Origin of the sequence: Nonomuraea basaltis, from assembly GCF_005893125.1 — a bacterium.
Classification (GTDB): Bacteria; Actinomycetota; Actinomycetes; order Streptosporangiales; family Streptosporangiaceae; genus Nonomuraea; species Nonomuraea basaltis.
The window spans coordinates 1-303 of the sequence record NZ_VCJS01000671.1 but is presented as its reverse complement, the minus strand read 5'-3'; the positions used below and the strand labels follow the sequence as shown (position 1 = coordinate 303).

The following is a 303-nucleotide window of genomic DNA, read 5'->3' as shown; positions in this document are numbered from 1 at the left end:
CTTGTACTCGTCACACAGGCATGATCACGAGCGGCTGCTCTCTTTGTGCCCGCTTCCCATCACAAGATCGCAACGGCCTATCGCGCATCCGTGCTGGTCACACTGCGAATGGTGACTGCCGTACTAGGACAGGCGAAACCGCTGAACCCTGCGGGGTCCCCCGGTCTCTGTTCTGAAGCCTGCCATCGGGCAGTACCAGCGGCGCAGCGAGCCACCGCTTGACATACAGCACCACCCACGGCACATCGCACACCGCACGGACCGCCTTGACCACCAGATCCCACGGCACAGAGTCAAAGAACG

Annotated in this window: 1 pseudogene; it reads right to left on the bottom strand. The window is 61.7% G+C overall.

Annotation, left to right across the window (positions count from 1 at the left end):
• Positions 1–97 precede the first annotated feature (97 nt).
• Positions 98–303, bottom strand: a pseudogene (locus EJK15_RS74090) (hypothetical protein); the annotation flags it as partial.